At 58.9% G+C, this 6,711-nt stretch carries 7 protein-coding genes; 6 read left to right on the forward strand and 1 reads right to left on the reverse strand.

Features of this window, described 5'->3' with window-relative positions:
- Positions 1-29: 29 nt before the first annotated feature.
- From LLH00_12575 to LLH00_12590, 4 genes are all read left to right on the forward strand, one after another.
- Entirely contained in the window at positions 30-1,415 is a 1,386-nt protein-coding gene (locus LLH00_12575; protein ID MCE5272103.1) for a pentapeptide repeat-containing protein, read from the forward strand.
- 109 nt (positions 1,416-1,524) lie between these two features.
- The gene (locus LLH00_12580) at positions 1,525-1,986 is read left to right on the forward strand and encodes a YhcH/YjgK/YiaL family protein (GenBank protein ID MCE5272104.1); all 462 of its coding nucleotides are present in this window, start codon (positions 1,525-1,527) and stop codon (positions 1,984-1,986) included.
- Between the two features lie 66 nt (positions 1,987-2,052).
- The gene (locus LLH00_12585) at positions 2,053-2,370 is read left to right on the forward strand and encodes an ACT domain-containing protein (GenBank protein ID MCE5272105.1); all 318 of its coding nucleotides are present in this window, start codon (positions 2,053-2,055) and stop codon (positions 2,368-2,370) included.
- Between the two features lie 3 nt (positions 2,371-2,373).
- A complete protein-coding gene (locus LLH00_12590; protein MCE5272106.1) occupies positions 2,374-3,732 on the forward strand; it encodes a PFL family protein in 1,359 nt (452 codons plus the stop codon).
- 100 nt (positions 3,733-3,832) lie between these two features.
- On the opposite strand, the gene LLH00_12595 is transcribed toward LLH00_12590, so the two are convergent.
- Positions 3,833-4,882: a hypothetical protein gene (locus tag LLH00_12595; GenBank protein MCE5272107.1), complete on the reverse strand. Its 1,050-nt coding sequence runs from the start codon at positions 4,880-4,882 to the stop codon at positions 3,833-3,835.
- Positions 4,883-5,248: 366 nt separating this feature from the next.
- Here LLH00_12595 and queA point away from each other — a divergent pair, with 366 nt between their 5' ends.
- Both queA and LLH00_12605 read left to right on the forward strand, forming a co-directional pair.
- The gene (gene queA, locus LLH00_12600; protein MCE5272108.1) at positions 5,249-6,301 is read left to right on the forward strand and encodes a tRNA preQ1(34) S-adenosylmethionine ribosyltransferase-isomerase QueA; all 1,053 of its coding nucleotides are present in this window, start codon (positions 5,249-5,251) and stop codon (positions 6,299-6,301) included.
- A 250-nt stretch (positions 6,302-6,551) separates the two neighbouring features.
- A partial coding sequence (locus LLH00_12605) for a tRNA-guanine transglycosylase (protein MCE5272109.1) occupies positions 6,552-6,711 on the forward strand: 160 nt, incomplete at its 3' end.

Raw genomic sequence — 6,711 nt, forward strand, 5'->3', positions numbered from 1 at the left:
TTCTCCGCCCTCCCACCCCGGAGGCCTCCATGCTGCAGGAAACCCCAGGCTGCTCTTACGATTACGATCCTTCATGGCCAAATTCAGAAAGGAAATGCCCTCACCCAGTGCATGCGGATGGGCTTTGCATTTTCCACTTGCCCAAGCTGAGTGCGGAGGAAAAGACAAAACTATCTCCTGGCTCTGATGATGAAAAAAGGAACAACGAATTCGAGGAACTTTTTAGGAAAGATTTTTATCGGGAAATGAAAAGGCAGCAAATGGACCAGAAAACGAAGGCATTTGACTTTGTCGGTTTTCGTTTTCCAGACATTGACATGAGTAAAGATACACTAATTACGTTGCTTGGACCAGAATGCTTTCAAAAACCACTTCATCTGGAAGATGCAGTATTCCAGTCTGTTGACTTTAGTAGAACCAGAATCGAGTTAGCCATCTTCCGCGGAGCCAGATTTCAGAAGGCCATCTTCCGCTTCGCAATTATCCAATCAGCAGACTTTAGATGGGCTATTTTTAAAGCAGCCGACTTCGGCGGATCTATCTTCCATACGGCCGAATTCGTTGGGGTCACATTCCAGTCGGCTGAATTCCTCGGGACCAAATTCCATTTGGCCGATTTCAGCGCGGCCATTCTTTCGGGAGTAATTCATTTTGATGGTAGAGTCCATGAAGGGAGTTTCTTAGAATGGGTAAATTTCGATATGATGCGGTTTATGAGAAACGGTAGCCTATATCTATGCAAGGTCAACTTGGTGAAGGCCCGTTTCCTTGGGACACCTCTGCTGGAGGGAGAAAACATACGTGTGGTGTTTGATGACGTGACCTGGTGGCGTAAATCCATTTTCCGACGCAAAGCTCTTCTGGATGAGTTTGATGCAGAAACGCATAGGGATTTCCTGATTCGATACCAGGGTATATACAATCTCTACCACCAGTTGGTTAAAATCTACGAGGCCAAGCGCGAGTTCGAGACAGCCGAGGATTTCCATGTAGGTGAGATGGAGATGCGCAGGAAGCGCATTTGGGCCGAAGCCAAACCCTGGTGCCGGTGGCACCGCCGCTGGACCAATTCTTATTTCCTGTATAAAATCTTGAGCAACTACGGTACAAGCTACTGGCACGCCCTGGTTGTCCTGTGTATCATGCTGCTGAGCTTCGGGGTGTTCTCGCTCCTGTCCGGGTTCAGCGTGGACGGCCATCTGGTGGACTACCACCTCGGCCTGCGCTGGCAGCTCACCTGGACCGATTTCTGGTCTGCCCTGGGCTATGCCCTCTCGGCGTTGCCGTTCAAGCATGATGCAGTCTACAAAGCCTCCGCGCCCTGGCTGGAGATTGTCAAAGGCGTGGCCTCGCTCGTGCTTTCCGGCCAGCTCGCCCTGACCCTGCTGGCCGTGCGGCGTCGTTTCAAGCGCTGAGCCCGCCTTACAACCCTCTGGACTGCGGGGCCGTTTTGCTTTAGTTTATCCCCTGGCAGACACGGACTTGTAACCTTAAGACCTTCCCTTAAAACCGAGAGAAAGCCAAATGATCGCCGCACAGCTTGCCGATTCCGCCCGCTACGAGAACGTTGTCCCCGGCCTGGACAAGGCCTTCGCCTGGCTGCGCGCCAACGCCGCCAACCCGCCCGTGGATGGCCGCTACGAGATCGACGGCGACCGGGTGTTCGCCCTGGTGATGCAGTACACAACCCTGCCCAGGGAACAGAAAATCTACGAGGGCCACCGCCGGTTCCTGGATGTCCAGTTCATCGCCGGGGGCGGGCCCGAGGCCCTGTACTACGGCCCCGCGGCCGAGGCCCCGGAAGCCGAGGCCTACGACGCAACCAAGGATTTCGTCAAGTTCGACCCCGCGTACGGAAAGTCCATGGTGGTGCTGCGCAAGGGCGAGTTCGCGATCTTTTTCCCGGAGGATGCCCACATGCCGGGCGCCATGTTCGAAAGCCCCGCCGAGGTGAAAAAGATCGTGGTCAAGGTGCGCCTGAGCTGACAGCCGCGGCTGTTTTCAGTTCAACCAGTAAAATTATAGACTTATTTCAACCAGTGTGAGGCATCGATGAACGAACCCCTGCCGAATATCTCCCAGCTCGACAGCCAGGGCAAGGAGCTATCTTTTGTCACCGTGATCGGCCGCGACCAGAAAGGCATTGTGGCGCGGGTCACCTCGCTCATTTTCAAGCACGGGCTGAACATCGAGGATATCGCCCAGAAAGTGATGCAGGGCCATTTCGTGATGATCATGCTGGTGGATTTCAAGGACTCGAAATCGGACCTCGAGGACGTGAAGGCCGACCTGGGCCGCGTGGCCACCGAGATGAACCTTCAGATCCAGATCCAGCACGAGGACCTGTTCAAAAAAATCAACCGGGTGTGAGCCATGACAATCAGTGTGGAAGAAGTCTTCGAAACCGCCCGGATGACCCTGTTCCAGCATTTCGACATCCGCACCGTGACGCTGGGGATCAACCTCAAGGATTGCATCCACAGCGATTTCCCGCGCTTCCTGGACAACGTGTACAACCGGATCAAGCCCGCGGCCCAATCGCTGGTGCGCGAGGCCAAGCGCCTGGAGGTGCTCTACGGGGTGCCGATAGTGAACAAGCGCATCTCGGTCACCCCGGTGAGCCTGATCATGGAGACCCACGCCGAGGGTGAGAAATTCCTCGCCATGGCAAAAATGCTCGACCGCGCCGCGGCCGAGGGCGGAGTGGATTTCCTGGGCGGGTTCGGGGCGCTGGTCCAGAAAGGGGCCACGCGCAGCGATTCGGCCCTGATCGAGGCCCTGCCCGAGGTGCTCAGCAGCACCGGGCGGGTCTGCTCGTTCCTCAACGTGGGCAGCAACGTGGCCGGGATGAACCTGGACGCCGTGATCGCCCTGGGTCCGATGCTGAAGCGCACCGCTGAGCTGTCGGGCAACGGGATCGGCTGCGCCAAGTTCGTGGTGTTTGTCAACGCCCCGGAGGACAACCCATTCATGGCCGGGGCCTTTCACGGGGTGGGCGAGCCGGATTACTCGGTCAATATCGGGATCAGCGGCCCTGGCGTGGTGCGCGACATTGTCGCCGCCAACCGTGACTGCGACCTTACCCAACTGTCCGAGATAGTCAAGCGCACCACGTTCAAGATCACCCGAGCCGGCGAGCTGGTGGGCCGCGAGCTGGCCAAGCGCCTGAAAGTCCCGTTCGGAATCGTGGACATCTCGCTGGCCTCCACCACGGCCCAGGGCGACAGCGTGGCCGGGATAATCGAGGCGATGGGGATCGAGCGGGTGGGCGCGCACGGCAGCACATTGGCCGTGGCGCTGCTCATGGACGCGGTCAAGAAAGGCGGCGCGATGGCCAGCGGCAACGTGGGCGGCCTGTCGGGTACGTTCATCCCGGTGAGCGAGGATGAGCGCATGATCGCAGCGGTGCAGGAGGGCGCGCTGGGCCTGGACAAGCTGGAGGCACTCACCTCCGTGTGCTCGGTGGGCATGGACATGTTCGCCGTGCCGGGGGACACGCCCGCGGGCGTGGTGAGCGCGATAATAGCGGATGAGCTGGCGATCGGGGTGGTGAACAACAAGACCACCGCGGTGCGTATAATCCTGGCGCCGGGTTGCAAGCCGGGGGACATCATCGATTACGGCGGCCTGCTGGGACGGGTGCCGGTGATGCAGGTGAACCGCTACAGCGCCGAGAATTTCATCCGCCGCGGGGGACGGCTGCCCAGCCCGGTGACCAGCATGAGAAACTGACAGAAGCCTCGAATCGATAGCGAGACGGGCCGCGGCCGGATGGCTGCGGCCCGTTTTTTTACCCGACAAGTCTCTCTCCGCACCCGGTCGTCAAGAGGTCCTACCTGTTCATATACTCATCCAACCAGCCATCCGGGAACCGGTAATTCTTGTTCAGCACAAAACGCGTTCCGTTGCGGTACCAGTCTGGAAAACCAAGCTGCTGTAAAAGGTGTTCGTTATAATCCAGGGGTACGAGATAGGCTGTTTCAAGAATAGAAAGCCGGTAAAACCTAAGACGGTTCGCGGTGAAGGACGAATCGTAAGGAGTGGCCGGCCCAGCGATCATTGCCCGGCCTGTTCCGGGAGCTGCGGGGTAGCGCTCGATCAAGCTGGCCATTATGCCCCGGGCCAGGGTGTCCAGGCTGCTGAAAACCACGCTGTCTGTGCCTGACGGGTTGAGGTCCACGATAAACTGTTCGGTTTCCAGGTCAGAAAATGAAGTCCACGGAAACCGCAGCATGAACCGCTGCCAGGGGCCGTGCAGCACCAGTGGGAATCCGAGCGGCAGGCCGGTCAGTGGAAAAGCATTTTCTCCAATTATATTTCTGAGAAAAGAGAATTCTGTCACACCGCTCTGTGTACCGGTATTCCCGACAGAATCCACCGCCCGGGCCAGCCAGTGGATGGGCGGAGTTGAGACGCTTGTGGAAGCCGCAGAAGAATCGGGAAGGAGATGGAATTCGGTGAGCCTGCCGCTGACACCCTGGTAACTTTTCTCCTCCAGGGCCAGCTCCGCTTCCCGCAGCGGACGGTCGGAGATGAAACGGTAGTCGGCAGCGGCGCGTCCCTCCCCATCCAGATAACCGGGAGTAGCTTTGGGACTGTCCAGCATATGTTGACCGACCACGATCACGAACTGCGGCGTTTCCGACCGTTGCTCGCGGAGGGAAAGCAGTAGACGGAAGTGGGCCAGCACGTCGCGGAAATCGACTGCTCCGCTTGAATCCAGGTCCGTTGCTCTTACGACGCTGTCCTGGCCGGCTATATGGCGCACCAGAGTGTAAATGTCATGCCAGGTGAGGCTGCTGTCCGTGTCAATATCTCCGTATTTGAAGCTGTAGTCGGCGGAGAACGACTCCTGTGCCCACAGCATGACCAGCGCAGACATCAGTAAGAGAAAATACCTTACTCTGCTGTTCATCCTTCAAGAACCGTTTTTCGGGTGGATATTGAATGAGCTTGACTGGCTTTGCCTGTCACCTAAAAACACGATGCGATTATACATGACAACCTTCGATTAAATAAAAAGCCGAAAAACAATCAAGGCGTTTTAAATAAATATTCAAATAAGCTTGATGTCAAGAGTTGAGGACAATGAATTAACCTTTTCAGTCAAGCGGCAAAATCGTTTTGCCTGTAATTGCTCCGCCTTTGTTATCAAGCTGGCCTTCCAAGCGCTTACCAATTATATTGTTCCCCGTGTGCCCGGCCCCACGAGCCGGGCCTTGTTATTCACCGGGATAAAACAACCGCCATGCGCACCGCCGATTTCGATTTCGAGCTTCCCCCGGAGCTGATCGCCTCCCAGCCGGCCGCTCAGCGTGACCTGAGCCGCCTTCTGGTCCTGGACCGGGAGTCGGGCCGCCTGGCCCACCGCACTTTTGCCGACCTGACGGAGTATGTCCGCCCGGGTGACTGCCTGGTGCTCAACAACACCCGCGTGTTCCCGGCCCGTCTGGTCGGCCGCCTTCCCACCGGCGGGGCTTGCGAGGTGCTGCTGGTGCGGCGGGTGGAGGACAACCGCTGGCTGGGTTTGGTCAAACCAGGACGCAAGGTCCGCCCCGGCAAGGTGCTGGCCATAGGGGACGGTTCCCTGGAGGCGCGCGTGCTGGATTACGCCGGCGACTCGGGCGAGCGGATTGTGGAGCTGGTTTGCCCGGATGGCTCCGACCCGCTGGCGGCAGTCGAGCGGGTGGGGCACGTGCCCCTGCCGCCCTATATCGGCCGCGAGGACACCCCGGACGACCGCGAGCGTTACCAGACAGTCTACGCCCGGCATAGCGGGGCGGTGGCCGCCCCGACCGCGGGATTGCACTTTACGCCCAGGGTGCTGGAGGCGGTGCGGGCGAAGGGGGCCACAACTGCGGAACTGACCCTGCATGTGGGCCCGGGCACGTTCCGCCCGGTGGTGGTGGAGGATATCGAAAGCCACCGCATGGAGGCCGAGTATTATGAGGTCACGGCCGAAACGCTGGGCACGATCCGCGGCACGAAAGTTGACGGCGGGCGAATTTTGGCCGTGGGCACCACCAGCGTGCGCACCCTGGAGACCCTGGCCACGCGCACGGAGGCCCTCGAGCCCGGCCACGTGGGCGGCGCCTCGGGTTGGACCGACATTTTCATCCATCCGGGCTATGAATTCAAGGTGGTGGACTGCCTGCTGACCAATTTCCACCTGCCGTGCAGCACGCTTATAATGCTGGTGTCGGCCCTGGCCGGGCGCGAGACTGTCCTGGCCTCGTATGCGGAGGCGGTGAGTCGGCGTTACCGGTTCTACAGCTATGGCGACGCCATGCTGATAGTGTGAGATGCCTACACACCCCGTCGGCTTCGCCGCCACCCCTCTTTTTAGAGGGGAGTCAAGACGTGCCGGTGGCCGTGAATTGGGCGGATGGCAAGGGCTGTCCTGGATAATTCCCCCCACTAAGCAACATAGTTGCTCTTGAGAGGGGTGCCCGCTTAAAGCGGGCGGGGTGTGTGACCCAAATCACTCAACAGATCCGGGTAATATCATCGTGACAAATCCTGAATCGGACTATCAAAACTTCTCTTTCCGCCTGACCGGCAGTTGCGGCGCGGCGCGCGCCGGAGTGCTGAGCACCCCGCATGGCGAGGTCGAGACCCCGGTGTTCATGCCCGTGGGCACTCAGGCCACGGTCAAGACCCTCACTCCGGCCGACCTGAACGGCATGGGCGTGCAGATCGTGCTGGCCAACA

The organism is bacterium (genome assembly GCA_021372515.1).
In the GTDB taxonomy this organism is placed as follows: domain Bacteria; phylum Gemmatimonadota; class Glassbacteria; order GWA2-58-10; family GWA2-58-10; genus JAJFUG01.